Source organism: Devosia crocina (genome assembly GCF_900116545.1).
GTDB lineage: Bacteria > Pseudomonadota > Alphaproteobacteria > Rhizobiales > Devosiaceae > Devosia > Devosia crocina.
Window position 1 is genome coordinate 342,704 of the sequence record NZ_FPCK01000002.1, and the last position, 18,288, is coordinate 360,991.

At 62.3% G+C, this 18,288-nt stretch carries 22 protein-coding genes; 5 read left to right on the forward strand and 17 right to left on the reverse strand.

What is annotated here, in order from left to right; translation table 11 throughout:
- Positions 1 to 333: a YnfA family protein gene (locus BM364_RS11275; RefSeq protein WP_092424620.1), complete on the forward strand. Its 333-nt coding sequence runs from the start codon at positions 1 to 3 to the stop codon at positions 331 to 333.
- Here BM364_RS11275 and BM364_RS11280 read toward each other — a convergent pair.
- Positions 330 to 779 carry a hypothetical protein gene (locus tag BM364_RS11280; protein ID WP_092424622.1) on the reverse strand — a complete coding sequence of 150 codons (450 nt, stop codon included), beginning with the start codon at positions 777 to 779 and terminating at the stop codon, positions 330 to 332. The genes BM364_RS11275 and BM364_RS11280 overlap by 4 nt on opposite strands.
- A gap of 105 nt (positions 780 to 884) precedes the next feature.
- On the opposite strand from BM364_RS11280, the gene BM364_RS11285 reads away from it, so the two are divergent.
- Positions 885 to 1,448: an NUDIX hydrolase gene (locus BM364_RS11285; protein ID WP_092424624.1), complete on the forward strand. Its 564-nt coding sequence runs from the start codon at positions 885 to 887 to the stop codon at positions 1,446 to 1,448.
- Between the two features lie 88 nt (positions 1,449 to 1,536).
- Here the strand turns inward: BM364_RS11285 and chrA are convergent, their stop codons facing one another.
- Together chrA and BM364_RS11295 are read right to left on the reverse strand one after the other, a co-directional pair.
- Positions 1,537 to 2,751, reverse strand: coding sequence for a chromate efflux transporter (gene chrA / locus BM364_RS11290; protein ID WP_092424626.1), 1,215 nt, complete (start codon positions 2,749 to 2,751; stop codon positions 1,537 to 1,539).
- Positions 2,752 to 2,758: 7 nt separating this feature from the next.
- Positions 2,759 to 3,646 (reverse strand): hypothetical protein, encoded by an 888-nt coding sequence (locus BM364_RS11295; protein ID WP_139232574.1) that lies wholly within the window; start codon positions 3,644 to 3,646, stop codon positions 2,759 to 2,761.
- Between the two features lie 282 nt (positions 3,647 to 3,928).
- Between BM364_RS11295 and BM364_RS11300 the strand changes: the two genes are divergently transcribed.
- Complete coding sequence (locus tag BM364_RS11300; protein ID WP_092424630.1) at positions 3,929 to 5,086, forward strand: DUF2336 domain-containing protein; 1,158 nt, start codon at positions 3,929 to 3,931, stop codon at positions 5,084 to 5,086.
- A 153-nt stretch (positions 5,087 to 5,239) separates the two neighbouring features.
- On the opposite strand, the gene BM364_RS11305 is transcribed toward BM364_RS11300, so the two are convergent.
- From BM364_RS11305 to BM364_RS11315, 3 genes are read right to left on the reverse strand one after another with little or no spacing between them, the layout of a single operon-like run.
- On the reverse strand, positions 5,240 to 5,587 hold the full coding sequence (locus BM364_RS11305; protein ID WP_092424632.1) for a DUF1491 family protein: 348 nt from the start codon (positions 5,585 to 5,587) through the stop codon (positions 5,240 to 5,242).
- Positions 5,587 to 6,786, reverse strand: coding sequence for a peptidoglycan-binding domain-containing protein (locus BM364_RS11310; protein WP_175528575.1), 1,200 nt, complete (start codon positions 6,784 to 6,786; stop codon positions 5,587 to 5,589). The genes BM364_RS11305 and BM364_RS11310 overlap by 1 nt, the downstream gene beginning before the upstream one ends.
- Positions 6,783 to 8,687: a PAS domain-containing sensor histidine kinase gene (locus tag BM364_RS11315; protein ID WP_175528576.1), complete on the reverse strand. Its 1,905-nt coding sequence runs from the start codon at positions 8,685 to 8,687 to the stop codon at positions 6,783 to 6,785. The genes BM364_RS11310 and BM364_RS11315 overlap by 4 nt, the downstream gene beginning before the upstream one ends.
- A 224-nt stretch (positions 8,688 to 8,911) precedes the next feature.
- Here BM364_RS11315 and BM364_RS11320 point away from each other — a divergent pair, with 224 nt between their 5' ends.
- Entirely contained in the window at positions 8,912 to 9,208 is a 297-nt protein-coding gene (locus tag BM364_RS11320; protein WP_092424638.1) for a hypothetical protein, read from the forward strand.
- Between the two features lie 59 nt (positions 9,209 to 9,267).
- Positions 9,268 to 9,696 (forward strand): SufE family protein, encoded by a 429-nt coding sequence (locus tag BM364_RS11325; RefSeq protein ID WP_092424640.1) that lies wholly within the window; start codon positions 9,268 to 9,270, stop codon positions 9,694 to 9,696.
- A 1-nt stretch (position 9,697) separates the two neighbouring features.
- On the opposite strand, the gene BM364_RS11330 is transcribed toward BM364_RS11325, so the two are convergent.
- The 11 genes from BM364_RS11330 to mbhE form a co-directional block, all read right to left on the reverse strand.
- Positions 9,698 to 10,723: an acyltransferase family protein gene (locus BM364_RS11330; RefSeq protein ID WP_092424642.1), complete on the reverse strand. Its 1,026-nt coding sequence runs from the start codon at positions 10,721 to 10,723 to the stop codon at positions 9,698 to 9,700.
- Positions 10,724 to 10,797: 74 nt separating this feature from the next.
- Positions 10,798 to 11,301: a DUF6456 domain-containing protein gene (locus BM364_RS11335; RefSeq protein WP_092424644.1), complete on the reverse strand. Its 504-nt coding sequence runs from the start codon at positions 11,299 to 11,301 to the stop codon at positions 10,798 to 10,800.
- Positions 11,294 to 11,659, reverse strand: a complete 366-nt coding sequence (locus BM364_RS11340) for a helix-turn-helix domain-containing protein (RefSeq protein WP_092424646.1) — start codon at positions 11,657 to 11,659, stop codon at positions 11,294 to 11,296. The genes BM364_RS11335 and BM364_RS11340 overlap by 8 nt, the downstream gene beginning before the upstream one ends.
- Before the next feature lie 142 nt (positions 11,660 to 11,801).
- A complete protein-coding gene (locus tag BM364_RS11345) occupies positions 11,802 to 12,224 on the reverse strand; it encodes a Ros/MucR family transcriptional regulator (protein WP_092424648.1) in 423 nt (140 codons plus the stop codon).
- 129 nt (positions 12,225 to 12,353) lie between these two features.
- A complete protein-coding gene (gene mnhG, locus BM364_RS11350; protein WP_092424650.1) occupies positions 12,354 to 12,707 on the reverse strand; it encodes a monovalent cation/H(+) antiporter subunit G in 354 nt (117 codons plus the stop codon).
- On the reverse strand, positions 12,704 to 13,015 hold the full coding sequence (locus BM364_RS11355) for a cation:proton antiporter (protein WP_092424652.1): 312 nt from the start codon (positions 13,013 to 13,015) through the stop codon (positions 12,704 to 12,706). Before BM364_RS11355 ends, mnhG begins: the two co-directional genes overlap by 4 nt.
- Complete coding sequence (locus tag BM364_RS11360) at positions 13,012 to 13,491, reverse strand: Na+/H+ antiporter subunit E (RefSeq protein ID WP_092424654.1); 480 nt, start codon at positions 13,489 to 13,491, stop codon at positions 13,012 to 13,014. The genes BM364_RS11355 and BM364_RS11360 overlap by 4 nt, the downstream gene beginning before the upstream one ends.
- Positions 13,488 to 15,074, reverse strand: a complete 1,587-nt coding sequence (locus tag BM364_RS11365; RefSeq protein ID WP_092424656.1) for a proton-conducting transporter transmembrane domain-containing protein — start codon at positions 15,072 to 15,074, stop codon at positions 13,488 to 13,490. The genes BM364_RS11360 and BM364_RS11365 overlap by 4 nt, the downstream gene beginning before the upstream one ends.
- A gap of 1 nt (position 15,075) precedes the next feature.
- Positions 15,076 to 15,453 (reverse strand): Na+/H+ antiporter subunit C, encoded by a 378-nt coding sequence (locus BM364_RS11370; protein WP_092424658.1) that lies wholly within the window; start codon positions 15,451 to 15,453, stop codon positions 15,076 to 15,078.
- Positions 15,453 to 15,878: an MnhB domain-containing protein gene (locus BM364_RS11375; protein ID WP_092424660.1), complete on the reverse strand. Its 426-nt coding sequence runs from the start codon at positions 15,876 to 15,878 to the stop codon at positions 15,453 to 15,455. Before BM364_RS11375 ends, BM364_RS11370 begins: the two co-directional genes overlap by 1 nt.
- Complete coding sequence (mbhE, locus tag BM364_RS11380; protein ID WP_244542872.1) at positions 15,875 to 18,283, reverse strand: hydrogen gas-evolving membrane-bound hydrogenase subunit E; 2,409 nt, start codon at positions 18,281 to 18,283, stop codon at positions 15,875 to 15,877. The genes BM364_RS11375 and mbhE overlap by 4 nt, the downstream gene beginning before the upstream one ends.
- Between the last annotated feature and the right edge of the window lie 5 nt (positions 18,284 to 18,288).

Below are 18,288 nucleotides of genomic sequence, written 5' to 3' on the forward strand. Positions count from 1 at the left end.
ATGCCGCAGGTTTCGACCCTTGCGATCTATGCCCTTGCAGCGCTCGCCGAAATTGTCGGCTGTTTTGCCTTCTGGGCCTGGCTTCGCCTTGGCCGCTCCGCCCTCTGGATCGCGCCGGGCGTTCTGGCGCTCGTTGCCTTTGCCTGGCTGCTCACCCTTGCGCCAGCCGATCAAGCCGGGCGAGCCTATGCGGCCTATGGCGGTATCTATATCTGCGCGTCTCTGGTGTGGCTGTGGCTGGTCGAACACCGCCCGCCCGATCAGTGGGATCTTGCGGGAGGCGCACTGGCGCTTCTCGGGGCCGGGATCATCCTTTTTGCCCCGCGCGGCTAAGCCAGCAACGGCTCGCTCTGCCAAAGCGGGGGAATGCTCATGCGGCGCGCCGCATCAGGAGGCAGGTTGGCCAGCGCCGCGCTCAGCATGGCATGGTTGGGCTGAGCGATGCGCGCATAGATATCGAAGCCGGCGGGGGTAAAAAGCGTCTTTTCAAACGCCGTCACCGCCCAGCCCTGCCGCAGGTTGCCGGCCAGAAAACGCCATCGGCTGCGGGTCAGAAGCGTCAGGGGCTCGACCCCGCGCCATTCCCACTGCCAGCCATCTTCGCTGATCGGGCGGTCGATGCCCACCACGCGCCCCATCCGCTCGCCCTTGCGCCAGGAAACGACATCGGCAAGCTCCCCGCCCGGCAGAGGCGCGTAGCTGACGGTGCCGGAGCGCGCGCGCCACAGCGGCAGGTCCGACATCACGATATGCCAGGTCCCGCTCGCAAGCTCGCGCAATTCACTGTCACAAGTCGGTATAGGCAGGTCCATTCCCGCCAACCGGGCGAGAAGCCAATTGGTTCCGGTCTGGCACAAATTCTCCGGACGCCGTAAAAGCGCCTCATGACACCGGAAACCTTCGCTCTTGCGCTATCGGATCGTCTCGCCCGCTATCGGGCAGAGGTTGCGTCCCCCGATGAATATCTCTCGCTGCTTGCCTGGCAGATCGGCGCGGGCCATCGCCTCGACCTGCGCGAAACCATGCCGGGCCATGTCACCACCAGCGCTATCATCGTCTCGCCCGATCACCGCCAGGTGCTCCTGATCGACCATATCACCATCGGCCGCTGGCTGCAGCCCGGCGGGCATTACGAGCCCGCCCCTGCCTTCGCTCTGTCTGCCGAGCGGGAAGCCGTCGAGGAAACCGGCGTCACCGGCCTTGCGCTCCACCCCTGGCACCGGGAAGGCGACCTGCCCTTCGTCATCGACAGCCACGACGTCCCCGGCAAGGCCGCGCGCCAGGAACCGCCGCATGTCCACCACGATCTCCAATACCTCTTCACCGCCGACCCGGGCACACCTCTTGTCGCCCAACTCGACGAAGTCCACGCCACCCGCTGGGCGCCCATCGCCGCGCTGACTGACTTCGCCCCCAAAGCCGCCCACCGCCTCGCCCAGCTCACATAACTACAAGTTGGTCCCCCAGCCCGTGAGCCACCGCACCGTCCCTCCCCCTTCTGGAGGGGGAGGCTAGGTGGGGGTTCTGTCCCCAACCTCAAGCGCCCGCAACAAATCCCAAAAGCCCACCCACCATGGCGAGGGCGATCACCACCGCCAGCGGCGGCGCTTTCCAGGCGACCAGCGCGACGAAGCCGGCAAGCGCCAGCGCGAAGTCCGCCGGCGAGAGCACGGCGCTGGTGAACACCGGATCGTAAAGCGCGAGCCCCAAAATCCCCACCACGGCGGCATTGGCGCCCCGCATCCCGGCCTGCACCTCTGGCACCGCGCGCAACTGGCTCCAGAACGGCAGGGCCGCAAGCAGGATCAGCAGACCCGGCACGAACACCGCCACAAGCGCAATGGCGCCACCGAAAATCCCATTCGGCGCGGGTCCCGCCGCTGCACCGAGATAGGCGGCAAAGGTGAAGAGCGGTCCCGGCACCGCCTGCGCCGCGCCATAGCCGGCAAGGAATGTGTCCGGGCTCAACCAGCCCTGTTCGACCGTTCCGGCTTCGAGCAGCGGCAAGACCACGTGCCCGCCGCCGAACACCAGTGCACCGGCACGGTAAAATGTGTCGATGACCGCCAGGGTCTGGCTGAGCCCCGCCACCAGCGGCAAAAACACTAGCAGCGCTCCGAACGTGACAAGCGCCCCGATCCCGAAACCCCGGGACACCGGCATGTGCAGATCGTCTGCCCCGACCGCATCGACATGGCGGCAAAGAACCAGACCCAGCAGGCCACCAGCAAGGATCGCGCCTACCTGCCCGAACGCTCCGCCGATCGCGACGACGAGAACCACGGCCAGAACCGCGATTGCCGCCCGCCACCTGTCGGGCGTCAGGCTGCGGGCCATACCCAGAACCGCCTGCGCCACCACGGCCACCGCAACGAGCTTGAGCCCATGCAAGACGCCCTCGGCAGCCGGTCCGTCAAGAACGCTCGCACCGAAGGCAAAAAGCACAAGAAGGATCGCAGAGGGGAGCGTGAACGCCGTCCAGGCCGCGGCTGCCCCGAGCGCGCCCGCACGGCTCAGGCCAATGGCGAACCCCACTTGGCTTGACGCTGGTCCGGGCAGAAACTGGGAGAGCGCCACGAGATCGGCATAGGATTTGTCGTCGAACCAGCCGCGGCGGATGACGAACTCTTCGCGGAAATATCCAAGGTGAGCGATCGGCCCGCCGAAACTGGTCAATCCGAGTTTGAGAAAAGCGGCAAACACCTCGAGGGCCGAACCTGCCGGCCGCTCCATCTCTCTGCTTGCCGTCATCCCCAACCTATTTCGGCGCAATCACTTCGTTGTCCCGGACCATGGTCTGAAAGCGTGACGGTACGATGACACCCGCCTTGCCCCCCTCGCCGGACACACCGGAGCAGAAGTCGTAGCGTCTGGCTCGCTCAGCCCAGACACCCAGTTGCCGCAAGGCGGCGTCGACAGCAACGGACTGCTCGTGCGGCGTTTCCACAAGAAGATTGTCGAGCGCATAGGAATAGCTGTCCAACCGGTAGTTCACGGCCCGGACGAACCACTCGATATGCCAGAGGTTCTCGGTTTTCCGCATCTCGACGTCATGGGCCGCATTGGGTTCGAGATCGCTCAGGTTCGCAAGGGCAATGGCGCGGTTGCGATCGACCTCCTGCACGGCGCAGATTGCCGCAAAGGTTGTGGGCAAGGTGTCGATATCGGCCAGGATATGCCGCTCGAGCGTTGCATAGCGCACGCGGGATGACTGGTAATGCGTTTTCTTGAGCCAGCCATAGTAGCGCTCCCGCGTGAAGGTCCAGTCCTTGGCGCGGGTGATCCGGGTGCGCTGCAGCTCGCTCTCGCTGTCGAACATCCAGTCCTTGGCATGGGCTGCAACGAGGAACCGCCAGGTGCGATCGTGCATCTCGCGTTCCTGGTCGGTCTGGTTGAACTCGGACACCGGCTCGCGCCGCTGCCGCGCCATGAAGGTGCCGACGCTGGGCATGACCTGGTCGTGCAGCACGCCCGGCTGCGCACGGCCGAAATCGCCTACGGGTCGCGCAGCGCAAGCCACGACGATCCCGGCCAGGCACACCACGCCCAGCAGACGGAAGATGGACGGCATTCGGCTAGCCGCGTTTGCGACGACGCCGTGAAGGGTCGAGCCGGTCAGTGGGTGGCGGCGTCGGACCGCGTTCATAACGTACCCCGGTAAAAATAAATATCTGAGCGTCTCCGGGCTGAGGTGCTCCGGATCGGGCGGGGCGATCCCGCTTTACGAATTTCAGCAGCTTTCCCAAGCTGACCTCCATTGGCGCGCCGCTCCCCCGTCCCTAGTGGAGGCAGCGAGTTGATATGATTCTCCCAGCGCGACGACGCCCCTCGCGCTTGTTCCCATTAAGAGATCGTTTAGGTTAACGGACTGCTAACGAATTGACGGCAAAGTGGGGACCAGAACGCGCAATTGGCGCAAAAAGAGTCGATGGTCCTGCCCGCTATGCTTGGTTTTCAACCCTACGAAACCTTTCAGCTTCTCATTGAAACCGGGGGCGTTGACCGCACCAATACGCTGCTGATCGCGGCTTGCGACGCCTATGCCCGGCGCGGCCGTCCGACCGTTCCCGAAATGGAACAATTCGAGACTTTGGCCAGCCGCCTCTTCCAGTCCGCAAGCCCTCAGGCCAAGGCAAAAGCCGCAGCAATCCTGGGCCGGAGCGAGCTTTTGTCCTCTGCGCTCGAGCAGCTCGTGGTCGAAAATATTGGGGAAGATCTCAACGCCTTTCTCGCCGGGGCGAGCGAGCTTTCCGACCGCACCATGCTCGAGGTTCTCGGCCGCTACGATGTCGGCGCAGCGGCCATCATCGCGGGACGAAAAAATCTATCCAACGTCGTCCTTGCCAAACTCTTCCAGATGAACTCGCGCAAGGTCTATCGCGCTCTTGCGACCAATCTCGACATCCAGCCCCGCGGCGCTTATCTCAGCGCCCTCGCCCGCTCGGCACAGATGGATCATGTAGTCGCCGAATCGCTCGGCGAACGGAAGGATTTCGACGCAGCTCTCCTCGCCCCCGCGTTCTTTGACCTGTCCGATGCGTACCGGATCAAGGTCATTCAGGCCTTTGCCAATCGCGAGACCCCGGCCGCACCGATTTCGCGAACGATCGAGCAGCTCTCGGTCGCAACCCCGGAACTGACCAAGGCCCTTATGAAGCTCTTCTCGGAAAACCGCCGCCCCGAGGTGACGCGGCTTCTGAGCCAGATCACCGGCCTTGACGAAGTGCGCTGCGGCCAGATCGCCCACGACGTCACCGGCGCCTCGACCTTCGTGGTGCTGCGCGGCTTCGGTGTTTCCGCCTATGACGGGCTCAAGGTGCTGATCCACGCCACGAGTCACGACAGCGAACGCTCGCGGGCTCTTGCCGACTTCGCCTCGCTCTTTGCTACTGTTTCCGCCGATTCAATGGCTTACCTGATGAGCGCCTGGCGTGGCGAGGTGAACCTGCTCGATCTCGCCAAGCCTGAATACCGGCCAATCGCCATGGTCAGTCGCCGCACGCCGCAGGCAGCCAGCTCGGGCAATGCCGTGGTGGAACAAGCCATGGTTGCCCTTTCCCGTATCGGCGCCCGCCGGGCCAGCTGAGACGCCCATCGTCCATGTAGCCCTCACCCTGAGGCGCCGCGAAGCGGCCTCGAAGGGCGGGGGAAGTGCCCAGACGCGTCCTGCCAAGCTCGTGGTTCGAGGCTGCGCTGAGCTGCGCGCCTCACCAAGAGACTACTGAAGCAGTCGTGGCAACTAAGTAGATGCCTTCACCAGATCGATCCCCGGATCATCATCCCGCAGATCGAGACTGATCACCCACAGGTCCGGATCGAATCGCTGTTCCTGCAAAATGCGGTCGCGAACCTTGTCCGGTTCAGCCCGCCGAAAGCGGGCCTGGAAGACCAGCCCTGCGTCATCGGGGCGACTGATCACCGGCGCCGGGGTAAAGAGGGAGCGAGTGCCGTCGAGATGATCGACTTCGATGAACACCTGCCCGGCAATGGGGTCGCCGCGCTTGGCAACGACGCACATATTGCCCCGGTCATTGTGGCGCCGGACAAAGGCCATGCACCACAGATCGCTGCGGAGGTTCCCGGCCACTAGATGGCAGCGCCAGCCTGTCGCAGCAGATCGACGAGGTCCGGCTGGACCTGACCTGTGATCCTGTAGCGATTGAAATTTTCAAACTCGCGAATGGCGCGCGAGGTTTCGGGCCCAGGATTGCCATCAATGGCGCCATGGAAAAAGCCCAGGCTGGCCAAGCCGCGCTGGATGTCGGAAACCAAAGTCTTGTCGGTCGCCGGACGCAGGGCGCGGGGCTGGCTCGATTGAGTAGCCTGCCCGGCAATCTGAACCTGCGGCGCTGCTTCAGCGACAGGTGCTGGCATGGGCTGGCTCGGCACAGTGGCCGTTGGAATAGGCGGGTTCGCAACGGGGGCCGGAGCGGAGGTCTCGCGCGGGCCACCCACGGCGGCGATAATGGAATCGATGGAACTGGCGGCAGCCGTGCCAACCGTATCGACTGCCTGCTCGACGGGCCCGAGCGGCGGGAGCTGAGCAACAACGCGGTCCTGCTCCGCAGCAGGCTGCTGAGGCGCAGGCTGGGTTTCGACGCGAGCGACGGCAATTGCCGCAACCGGCAGCGTTGCAGCGGCCGGTTCGGGAGCGGCGGCGACCTGCTGCTGCGGTGCCGGTGCGGCGGCAGGGGCCATGGACATCCGCCCCGAGCCATCAGAGTTTAGGATCGCGGCAACGACATTGGCCGACAGGGCGCCCATCGGCACCAGGCCATTGCGCTCCTCGAATGCACGGATGGCACGAGCGGTCATGGGGCCGTAATAGCCATCGACCTTGCCTTCAAAAAGGCCAAGCTGCGCGAGCTTTTTCTGCACGGCAAAGACTTCGGAATTGCCGACCGGTTCAGCGGGCACCGCTACAGGTGCACTCTGCACGCTGCCGGTCGTCTCCGGAGAAGCTGTGGGCAGAACGATATCGTCTGCCTCGGCAGCCTGCTCGCGCTGGCTGAGGGGCGCGGGCATGGGCGCATCGGCGGGTGCCGTGACAACCGGCTGCGGAACGCCTCGCACAGGTCCGAAGAAAGGCGAAGGGTGCATGCTCGTCTGCATATAAAGCGCGTTCGACCCCGCCATGGCACTGAGCGTCACAAGGACCAGCAAGCCGGTCGATGCCAGCGGCGTGCGCATGTAGCGGGCGAAAGCCCACTGCGCTCCCTTGCTGAGGTGCGCCAGCAAAACGCTGCCGGCCATCAGGGGAATCTGAGACAGTGTTGAAGCGGTCATTGCGCTTTTCTTTTTTCGTTTTGCCATGAAGGTGTTGGCGCCGGCGCAGGCTCACGATGAAGAGGAAGGACTTCGGCAGTCTCGCCCAACTTGGTTGCCGGACCGTTTATGGGCAGAAGAACCGTCATGGTTGTCCCCGCTCCGATTTCGGACATGGCGCGCAGGGTGCCGCCATGCAACTCGGCCAGGCCCTTGACGATCGACAGGCCGAGCCCCGTACCTTCATATTGCCGGTTGAGCCCGTCCTGCGCCTGGAAGAAAGGTTCCCCGATCCGCGCCAGCGCAACCGGTGCCATGCCTATGCCGTGATCGCGAACGGAAAAACTCAATGATTGTCCCTGCCGCTTGACCACAAGCGTGACCACATCGCCATCGTGGCTAAACTTGATGGCATTGGAGAGAAGATTGATCAGGATCTGGCGGCAGGCGCGCTCGTCGGCCAGGATCGCCGGCAGATCAGGTTCGATCTCGCTCTGAAGTTTGATGGACCGCCCCCGCGCCATCGCGTCCAGCATGGAAAAGCAGGCGGGAACGATTTCGTCGGGCTGGAACCGCGCGGTTGCGATTTCGAACTTGCCGGCCTCGATTCGGGACATGTCGAGCAGCATGCCGACCACGTCGAGCAGATGCCTCCCACTCTGGTGAATGAGGCTCGCATATTCGCGATGGGTCGGGGACAGTTCACCACCAATGCCCGTGGTCATCATTTCCGAAAAGCCGACAACAGCATTGAGGGGGGTGCGTAATTCATGACCGATGGTCGCCAGGAACCGGGACTTGGCCTGTGAGGCTTCTTCGGCCACGCGGCGCGACTCGGCCATCGCGGCTTCGCTCGCCTTGCGCTCGGTCACATCGCGCAGGAGCGCGATGACCTCGCAACGCTGTCCACCGGCCGCTTCCTGGTCCTTGACGGGCGAGAAGCGCACTTCGACCCAGATAAACTGCGGCACACGACCAACGGCATGGGGATCGTCCTGACGCATGCGCACTTCGATGGTGCGGCTGCGCCCCCCCTGATTGGCGTCAGCAAAGGCCGTGAGATAGGCCGGGCGATCCATGACATGGAGTCGCTCACCGAGAGCTTGCGAGGTCACCTGATAGCGCGGGCAGCCGAACAGCGTCTCGGCCGAAAGCGAGACGGTCAGAAGCTCGCCCTCGCTGGAAAAGCAGAGGACCGTGTCCTGCACGTGATCGACCAGATGCCTGTAGACATTGAGCTGCGCCTTATCGTGGACGACATAGCCGGCATTGATCTTGTGGGTCGAGTGAGCAACGAGGCAGATGGCGGCGGCAAAAACGAAGGCGCCTGCCCAGGTCGCTTCGGCGGCCAGACCAGGCTGAAGCGGCAGGCCCAGCAAGGACAGAGCCGCAGCAAAGCCAAGGGCGATGGCAACCACGGCCCAGCTCACCAGCCGAGCCTGCGCATCGAGCAGCAGCGCCGTCAGGATAGGGGCCATCAACATGATGACAAGGCCCATATCGGCCAGTTGCGGATCGGCCAGGGTCAGCACCAGGCCCGCGGCAAGAAGGCTCGCTACCTGCACCTTGGCGCTTGCATCGTGATTGCCGCGATGGTGCAGCGAAAGGCTGATCATGCCGCTGGCAAGCCCGAGACAAGCGAGCGCGAAGCCAAGCATGGCCTTGCCGACCAGCGCCCACATGGCAAAGGGCATCAGGAGAACGGACAGCGCAATCAGAAGACGCGCATTGTTCGCAATGGTCTTGCGGCGCAACACATCGACGCGCTGACCGGCGGAGGCGGAAACAGTGCGCCCCCTCGCGGTTACGCTAAAAATGTCTAGGCTGCGCATCATCTTACTCATCGTCGAGACGTCACTCTCCGCCGTCCCCTGGAACCGCTTTTGCCAGCGCGAATCTGCGCTGGCGGTCTGATTGGCCATCAGATCTTGTGCGGCCAACACTCGCGCCGCACACCCTAAGAGGGGCTTAAATGGACCTCTGCCCACCGGGCTTTCACCGGATAGCGTAAACAAGGCGTTGCCCATGCTCCGAAACTGCAAGTGCGATTTGTTTCAAATTTTAACGGCCTGGCCCAGCCCGGCTTAACACGCGACGCCTAGCCTTAACCTTCAGGGGCGAAACCATCCGTTCGGAAGATTTTGCAATGATGTTTCTTATGCGCTCAGCGTTTTGGCTTACCGCGGCTTTTCTGGTCATCAAGCCGGAAGCGGATATCCGCGATTCTGCCGAAGCGGTTGCCAATCAGGCGCTGGCCTCGGGCAGTCAATTCATTTCCGAACAGATCGAGGCGATCGAATGCGACAGCCTTCACTGTTTCGGCGGCAAGGCCGTCGTGGCTGCCGCCCTGCCCGCGATCCCACCTGCTGAACCAACAGCGGCCGCGGTGGCGGCGGAGCAGGGCGTTCCCCTGCCCCGGCCCCGACCAGATCGCGCTGGCTGATGCGGCTTTTGCCGCTGCGGCGCACTGGAATTGGCTGTGTGCATGCCATAGATAGGGGCATGACCCAGCCCCAGCCTTTTCAAGAAATCGCCGAAAATCTCTCCTTCCTGGACGATTGGGAGGACCGGTATCGCTATATCATCGAGCTTGGTCAGGGATTGCCCAAACTCGAAGACAGCGAGCGTAACGACGCAAACAAGGTCAATGGCTGCGTTTCTCAGGTGTGGCTCGTATCCGAGCCTCGGGGTGGCGACACTGCACCAGCGCTGAGGATCCGCGGGGAAAGCGACGCGATGATCGTGCAGGGATTGGTGGCAATTCTCCTTGCGCTCTATTCGGATCGTCCTGCCGCCGAGATCGCCGAGACCGATGCGATCGCCATCTTCGACGAGCTGGGGCTGCGAGAGCATCTGACCGCACAGCGATCCAATGGCTTGGTGGCTATGGTCAACCGCATCCGCGGCGAGGCCAAGGCGCTGGCGGCGTGAGCTAACGCTTCTGTAGCCTCTGCATCAGCGGCTTTTCGACGAAGCGATAAAGCAGCAGCCCCGCCCATAGCCCGCAGGCTACGGCCAGAACCGTCAGGATCGGCACGATGCCCGGCAAATCCTTGCCAAGAAGCCGCAAACCGATGCCCGCCATCAGGGCAACCGCAAAGATGTGCACGAGGTAGATCGAATAGGATGCGTTGCCGAGCGTTTCGAGCCAGGCGATCCGCGGCAACCGTGCTTCGCAGCGTAAAGCAATCAGCATCAGAGCCACGGAAAAGGCGAGGAAGCCCACAAAGGCGCTCCAGTCTTCCATCAGCCCCCGGTCCCAGACAAAACCCTCTACAATCCCGATGAGACCAATTCCGGCAAACGCGATCAACGCACGCCTCGACAAATGGGCCAGCCGACATTCGATATGGGCCAGCCCGATCCAGCAGCCAGCGACGAAAGCGAGCGGCAGGAAACTCGTGTAGAATTGCGGGATCGCTGACGTCGGCGACAGCACAAAGCCCAGAGCCGCAAGGCCGCCAAAGGCTATCGTCAGTCCCACTACCCGGCTGCGTGCCGTAAACATCGCCAGCAACGCGAAGCAGGCATAGAAGAAGATCTCGTAGTTGAGCGTCCAGCCGAGCTTGTAGAGAGGGTGAAGACCTTCGCTGGCCGGATTGTAAAAGGGGATGAAAGCCAGCGACAGCGCCAGCTGGCTGCCATCGAATGTCGTGGTCTTGAAGAGCTGCGGCGCTAGAAGCGCGAGGAGCGCCGCAACGAGGGTGAAACCCCAATAAAGTGGCGCCACGCGCATCATCCGCCGGCGCATGAACTGCCGTCCGTCAAATTGGCCAGCATCGGTGACGCTGACCATGATGAACCCGGATATGACGAAAAAGAGGATCACTCCCAGCCAGCCGAGCCGGCCATAGGCCAGGTTCTCCGTAGCAAGCGGGTAAAGCAAGGCATGTGAGACCAGCACAAAGAAGGCGGCCATGGCACGCAGATACTGAACCGAAACTATCTTGCCGTTCATGATGCGCGAACCGGAGACTGATTTCCTTCCATATCACTGCTGCCGGGAAATGCGCGCACAGCCTGCGGAAAAGGTTAAGATCGCGGTGCAGGGCCGAACATGGGTGCCCGCTGTTCGAGCCATGAGCGTTGCTCGGCTCGCTCCCGCCCCTCTGCGATTGCAGTTATCCCATAGAGCGCTGCAAGATGGGAAAGCGCTATGCGCAAGACCAGCTTGCCGCTGCGCCTCGGCCAGCCCCGCGCCGCCTCAAGCTCCTGCAGGCCCAGGTCAAGCCCACAGATATCAAAGAGTATGTCCCAGCATTCCCTCGGCACCTGCCGCCCCAGCCCGGCCAATTGCTCGCGTGCATCTGCTGCGCTGGCGGAAATATCTGACTGGGCACTCGCGCCTTTGCTGCTCCGCGCCACTCGCGCGGCATCGTAGGACATGGTCACGCGCTGACTAAGCCGGGCGCGCTCGAATGTACGAGTCAGACGGCGCGCAGCTTCGAGTTGGTGCGGTTCAAGAAAAGCCGCCTCCCCACCCCGCGCCAGACCGAGGCGAGATATGGCCTCGGGCAGGCCATTGTGCTCAACCATGATCGCCTCCTGCCATGGCGATCAGCTGGGCCTCAAGCGCGTCCAGTTCGGCATCGAGCGCCGGATCATCGCGCAAATCTTCAATAAGGCTGCAGGCGTAGGAGACCGTGGTCCTATCCCGACCGAAGGCCTCGCCGATCGCAGTGAGGCTGAGGCCCTGGACCACATGAGCCAGATACATGGCAACCTGCCGGGCCCGCGCCGCCTGCGCCCGGCAACGCGATGCATGAACAAGGATACGGATAGGGACATTACGCTCCCGTGCGACGAGAGAGAGTACGGCGCCCAAGTCGCCGCTTGCCCGAGGAGGCGACACACGCAAGGCTGGCGTAGTGGCGGACGGAACATCGATTCGCATTAGTCATCTCCAAAGGTAATAGGACTATATTCCTATACCCTCGCAGACGCTACTCCCCCCGGGGATAAGTCGGAGGTGCGATCCTAAAAATAAAGAGGCCGCCCTGAAGGCGGCCACTGACGCTTGTAAAATCGGGAAGGCCTTAGCCAGCCTTGCGACCCAGGCCGTTGTCCTTGGCCAGCTTGGAACGCGTTGCCGAATAACTCGGCGCGACCATCGGGTAATCGGACGGCAGGCCCCACTTCTCCCGATATTCTTCGGGCGAGAGATTGTAGTGGGTGCGCAGGTGACGCTTGAGCGACTTGAACTTCTTGCCGTCTTCGAGACAGATAATGTAGTCGGGCGCCACGGACTTGCGCACCGGCACAGCCGGCTTCAAGTCTTCGACGGGAGCGGGAGCCTCGGCACCGCGCAGACCCCGAAGCGCACCATGCACATCGGCAATCAAACGGGGCAAGTCGGCAGGGCTGACGACATTATTGCTCACGTATGCAGAGACAATATCGGCACTGAGTTCGACAAGCTCGAACTCCCCCACATCCGCCGGGGCGGTGTTGTCGTTCATGTTTTCAAACCTTTATTTATTTTTTGATGGACAGCAACAAGGGCAGTTGCAGCCATTCTGTATTCCTAGTTCTGTTCCGGATCAGGTGCAACCGGCAGCAGACAATTATTCGGTTTCATTGCATGTTATTCATGCAGGCCGATTTTGTTCCAAACGTGTCTTCAAATCGTCCCGGTGCGTACTTTCGCTTGGCTTATAACCGGTCAAATAACTGGCGCGGGCAAGAAGATGCGCAGAAATAGGCGTGGTGAGGAGCAGAAACAAAATACCGACGATCGCTCGTAAAAAGACCCCTGTGTCAAAGCAGGTCACGGCAACCGCGAGAAGAATCAATCCACCGCCAACTGCACCCGCCTTGGATGCTGCATGCATGCGCGTGTAGAGATCGGGCAGCCGGATCACCCCGACTGCTGCAAGAAGACAAAACAGGGCACCGAAGACGAGCAGCACGCCGCCAAGGTAAAGTGCGAGGTCAACGATCATGGCTGGACCTCCGGGTCCGCATTTTCAGCCTTAAGCCCACGCCGCATGATGTAGCGCGCAAGGGCCACCGTGGCGAGAAACCCCAGCAAGGCGAGGGCGATCGCTATATCGAGATAAAGCATGAGCCCCGTCCGGATAGCGATGGCTCCGATAAAGCCCATCGCGACGACGGTCATCAGATCGAGCGCGAGAACCCGATCGGCAAGACTGGGGCCAATGACGATCCGGACGATCGATGCAATGAGGGCCGCCGCCAGGATGACGAGCGCGACCAAGCTGGCGAGGTCGATGAAAGCGGCCGCGTTCAATTGAACACCTCCTTGATCCTGGCTTCGAACCCGTTGGCGATGTCGGCGATCAGCGCCTTGTCGTCCTCCATGCTCAAGGCATGGACATAGAGTACCGAGCGGTCCTTGGAGACATCGATGCTCAGCGTACCAGGGGTCAAGGTGATCATATTGGCCAGAAGCGTGATCTCGGCGTCGGACTTGACCGTCAGCGGCACTGCAACAATGGCAGGCTTGACGACAGCCTTGAGGTTGGGATGCAGGACCACATAGGCAACGCGCAAGGCGCTGGCCATCAGCTCCCGGAAAAACAGAGCCGTCAATGCCAGAACTTTGGCAGCCTTGCGCAAGGAGCCACGCTGCCTGATCGAGTAGCGCAGCATTACTATCGCCATCCCGCCGATGAGGGCGCCGAAAAGCAGATTGAGTCCCGAGAAGTTATTGGTGATGCCGGCCCAAAGGATAGCAAGAACGACCGTCAGAAAGGCACTGCTCATGGCGTAACCTCCGCAAGCCCGACGGCCTCGACGTAGCGGGTGGGATCCACCAGGTCAGCGGCTGCCCGCTGGCCGCCTTCGATCAAGGGATTGGGCCAGAGCCCGCCGGCAACGATCGCGACCACCAGCACTGCCGTGGCGCCGAAGGCAAGGGATCGCGTTGATTTCGGCGCAAGCGCCGGTCTTGGCGCCCCTGTGTCCGCAGGCAGATTGCGCCAGAACACATGCGCCCAGAGCCGGGAACCGGCAATCAGGGTCAAGATGGCATTGACAAGCAGCGCCACGACCAGCGCCGTTCCCCACCAGCCCAGACCTGCTTCGGCCACCCCGCCCTCGAGCAAAAGCAGTTTGGGCCAGAAGCCCAAAAAGGGCGGCACCCCGGCAACGGACAGTACCAGAGCGAAAAAGAAGACCGACAGTGGCGCATTGGCAGCATAGAGCCCGCCCATACGCCGAGTATCGGTCTCGCCCGTCTCGATCTCAACTAGGCCGGCGACCAGATAAAGGGCCGTAATGCTCAGGATGGCGTGGAAGATATAAACACCGGCCCCGGCAACACCCAAGAGGTTCGGCAGCGCCACCCCGGCGAGAACCGCACCTATGCCGCCGATGACGAGGAAGCCGATGGCGCGGCGCAGCTGGGTCTCGGCGATGGCCCCTAGCGGGGCGGTCACCAGCGTTGCAATCGCAAGAACAGCAAGAACCGGCTCGAGAAGATCGCGGCTTGCGGGCAGCACCGCCACAAGCGAGCGCAAAAGCGCGTAAGCGCCCACCTTGGTGAGCAAGCCGGCGAACAGGGCGGACACTGCCGATGCAGGCGTATGGTACGAGGCTGGCAGCCATGCATTAACCGGGAAAGCTGCCGCTTTCATGCCGAAGGCCAGCAGCAGCAGCGCAGCGATGCCCGTCATGGCTGCCGTGTTGGCGAGCGGGGCAACACGCATGATGTCGGCCATGTTGAGCGTGCCGAGCAGACCATAGGTCAGGCCCAGGGCGAGCAGGAACAGGGTCGTCGCCAGGAAGTTGAGAAAACCATACTTGATGGCGCCATCGAGCTGCATCGGCCGACCGCCCGAAACAATCAACCCGAAGGAGGCGATCAGCATGACCTCGAACCAAACGTAGAGGTTGAAGAGGTCTCCGGTCAGAAAGGAGCCGGTCACCCCTGCGAGCAGCAGCAGCACCATGGGGTGAAAGCCGTCTCGGGGATCTGCCTCCGCCCGCTCAAGCTGGGCATAGAGCACGACGATCAGTGTCACGACCGACGCAGCGAGAGCAAAGGCTGCTCCAAAGATATCAGCGGTAAAGCTGATGCCGAAAGGCGGCAGCCACTTGCCCATGGTCATGCTCAGCGGCCCCTCCACCGCGATGCGCATGATCAGGCTCACTTCACAAGCGATGATGGCGAGAAGAACGAGTACGGCGCCAATGACCGGCATGCCATTGGAGCGCCGCACCACCATCAGGCCGGCCGCACCCACGAGCGCCAGCACGACAGGCAAGACGATGACCCAGTCGGTAGCTGGGGTCAGCCCCGCAATCATGGCCGCGGGCAGGTCGTTCGATGCAGTTGGAGTGGCCATTTCAATAGCTCAGGGGCGGCTGGGGTGCCTTTTCGGGCTCGGCCAGGCGCATGTTGTCGGTATTGTCGGCGTCCATGCTCTGATAGGCGCGATAAGCCAGCACCAGCAAAAACGCGAACATGGAAAAGCCGATGACGATCGCCGTCAGGATCAGCGCCTGCGGCAGCGGATTGGCGATCGGCCCTGGGGGCACTTCGAGCCCGGATGGAACGATTGGGGCAATCTCGCGCGTCACGCGGCCTGCGGTAAAGATCAGGAGGTTCACGCCATTGCCGAGAATGGTCATGCCGATCAGCATGCGGATCACGGAGCGTGACAGCAGCAGATAAATGCCGAGCGCGATGAAGACGCCCACGAGCCCTGCGAGGATGAAGTCCATCAAAGATCCTCCTCGCGATCGCTTTCCAGCGCCAGCGCTATGGCCGAAAGCGTGCCGAACACCACGAAATAGACCCCAAGATCGAAAAACAGGGGCGTGGAAAGCGGCACCGTCGTGTTGCCCAGCTCGAGATAGAGCCAGATGCTGGTCATATAGGGAGATTGGGTGAGAAGGCTCAAAAGCCCGGAAAACCCTGCAAGAACAACGCCGAACCCGGCGATTGCCATCGGGTCCACCTTGAGCGCCCGCCGCACTTCCGGCACACCCGCAGCCATGCCGAAGACGGCAATGGATGCGGCGGCGATCAGTCCCCCGATGAAACCACCGCCCGGCTCGTTGTGCCCGCGCAAACAGACGTAAAAGGAAAACACCAGCATAGTGGCAACGATCAAGGGCGCGGCGGTGCGGAAGATGATCGTGTTCATACTTCTTGTCCTTTTTCCCCGCCGCGACCTGCCTCTACTGGTGGAGTAGCAACGCTTCCCTTGCGCCGCCGTAGAAGTGCGAGGATGGCGATGCCGGCGCCCATGACGACCGAGATTTCACCTAGGGTATCGAAGCCGCGATAGTCGACCAGGATGACGTTGACGATGTTGGCGCCATGGGCGATCGGCACGCTGGTTTGGGTAAAGAAGTCGGAAAGCCGCGTGTCGAGCGTTCCGGTCAGCACCAGCATCAGCAACAGGCTCACCCCTGCCCCGCAGACTATCGCCAGGGTACCATCGCGTGCCCAGTCCTCGAACGGACGGTGATCACGAGCGTCGAGACGCAGGTTGGTCATGACGATGGTCAAGATGATAACCGACAGGATTTCCACCATCAGCTGGGTAAAGGCGAGATCCGGCGCACCGAAGAGCAGGAAGATCAGCGCCAGTGCCGTACCTTGGACACCGAGCGAGAGAATGGCGATAAGCCTGCTCGAGGCAATAAGCACCGCCAGAAGCCCGACCACGGCAAGCAGCAAAACTGCCCATTCATAAGGCAGGAGATCAGGCAGAACGAGACGCTGCGACCAGTCGCCGAGTTCGGCCGTCGGCGTGATCCAGTCGAGACCACCAAGGCTCACGAGCGGCCAGAACAAGGCGATGCCTAGCGCGAGGAAGACCACGACAAGATAATATTCGAGATTGCCGTGATGGAGGAACCGCGTCACCGCACCGGCGAAGCGCACGAGAGCGAAGTAGCAGACATCGAACACCTTATCGGCAGACCAGCCGAGCGCGGCATCGAAACGGCGCAGGGCGCCCCGAATACGCGTGGCCTGCCGGAACACCACCACGCCGAGTAGCCAGGTGAGAATCGACAGCCAAAGCAAGGGGCTCGCGAGATTGATGGCTAGGCTGAGATGGGACTCGACCGCCTGCCCGAGAATTGCGCTGGCACCCGGCACCAGCACATCATGGCCGAACCAGTCGGGCAGAATGCCGGCAAGGAATCCCAAACCGCCCAGCACGATCGGACCGGCCAGCATGGCAACGGGGGCTTCGTGCGGCTTTTTCGGGGTCGGCAATTCGTCGCCCAGAAAGGGCCGCGTCATAACGAGCAGGCCTACCCCGGCGAGCAGCGCATTGCCCAGGACGAGGACGGCGAGAACCAGAAAGGCCGACCACTCGCCGCTTACGAGACCGAGATACATCTCTTCCTTGGCAAAATACCCGACGGTCAAGGGAAGCCCGATCATCGAAAGCGCTGCAAGAGCGGCGCCGATAAAGGTGACAGGCATCTTGTCTGCAAGGCCACCAAGTGCGGTGATTTCACGCGTGCCCGCTTCATGGTCGACAGCGCCCGCGACCATGAAGAGTGCAGCCTTGTAGAAGGCGTGCGCAACGAAATAGACCACGACGGCCGCAATGGCAGCCGTACTGCCAAGCCCGATCAGCAACACCAGAAGGCCGAGCGAGGCGATTGTGGTTTGCGCCAGGATCTGTTTGAGATCGGTTTGCTTGAGCGCTCCCAAGCCGCCCCAGATCAGCGTCAGCGCCCCAAAGGTGACGAGCAGACCCGTCCAGACTTCCGTGCCCCCTAGAACCGGCGTCATGCGCGAGAGAAGATAAACGCCAGCCTGGACCATGGTCGCCGAGTGGAGGAAAGCGGACACTGGGGTGGGGGCTTCCATGGCATTGGGTAGCCAGAAATGCAGCGGAAACTGCGCGGACTTGGTGAAGGCTGCCCCGAGGAAGAGCGCCAGCACCAAACCATAAAGTGCGGATTGGCGGACCAGATCCTCCATGCCGCGCAGCTCGCTGAGCAGCCAGGTTCCGGATAGCTGATGTGCGACAACCGCTCCGGCGAGCAGGCACATGCCGCCAATGTTGGTGAGGACCAGCGCCTGGATGGCGCCCCGGCGCGCCGCCTGCCGGGAGTGATCGAAGCCGATCAGCAGGAAGGAGGTGATCGAGGTCAACTCCCAGAACATGAAGAGGCCGATCATGTTGTCCGAAAGGACAAGACCCAGCATTGCGCCCATGAAGGCGAGCATGAAGCCGAGGAAACGGCCAAGATGGTGGTGCCCGGCAAGATAGGCACCGGCATAAAGGATGACGAGGGTGCCGACGCCAAGAATGGTCAAGGCAAAGATCAGACTCAGCCCATCCACATAAAAGGCCAGATCGAGGCCATGCGAAGGAACCCAGCCGATGGCGAGCGCAAGCGTCTCGCCATGGGTCATAGGCGCGACGAAGTTGACCAGCAGCAGCACAAAGAGCGCTGCCGGCACCAGGGCCAGAACCCACCCGGTCACCGGGCCGGCCAATCTATGCACGAGTGGCGCCAGGAGAGCGGCTACAAACGGCGCGATTGGCACCAGGGCTATGCTTGCATCCAGGGACAGCCCCA